Below are 479 nucleotides of genomic sequence, written 5' to 3'. Positions count from 1 at the left end.
CGAGCCGAGGCCCGCCATCTGGTTGGTGCCGAGGGCGACGATGTCCGCCGTCTCCAGCCCGCGCAGCTGCGCCGTGCCGAGCGCGGCGATCTGCGCCGTCGTCAGCGCGCCCACCTGCGCCGTGCCCAGCGCCGCCACCTGCGCCGAGGTCAGCCCGGCCACCTGCGACGTCGCCAGGCTTGCCACCTGCCCCGTCGTCAGCGCGCCCAGCTGCGCCGTGCCCAGCGAGGCGATCTGCGCCGTCGTCAGGCCCCGCAGCTGCGCCGTCGTCAGCCCCGCCACGTCATCCGTGCTCAGCCCCCGCAGCGCCGCCGTGCTGACCGCGCCCAGCTGCGCCGAACCCAGCGCCCCCAGCTGCGTCGTCGTCAGCGCATCCACCTGCGCCGAGCCCAGCGCCGCCAGCTGCGTCGAGGCCAGCCCCGCCACCTGCGCCGTGGTCAGCCCGGCCACCTGCGCCGTCGTCAGCGCCGCCACCTGCG

The 479-nt window shown here is 77.5% G+C and carries 1 protein-coding gene; it reads right to left on the bottom strand.

The annotated features are described in order from the left end of the window. Positions 1-479, bottom strand: a 479-nt coding sequence (locus tag G3576_RS31035; RefSeq protein ID WP_456237364.1) for a hypothetical protein, incomplete at both ends; no start/stop codon positions are given.

This window comes from Falsiroseomonas algicola, assembly GCF_011040385.1.
Taxonomy (GTDB): Bacteria; Pseudomonadota; Alphaproteobacteria; order Acetobacterales; family Acetobacteraceae; genus Falsiroseomonas; species Falsiroseomonas algicola.
The sequence above is the reverse complement of the archived record's forward strand: the minus strand, read 5'-3'. Positions and strand labels throughout refer to the sequence as shown.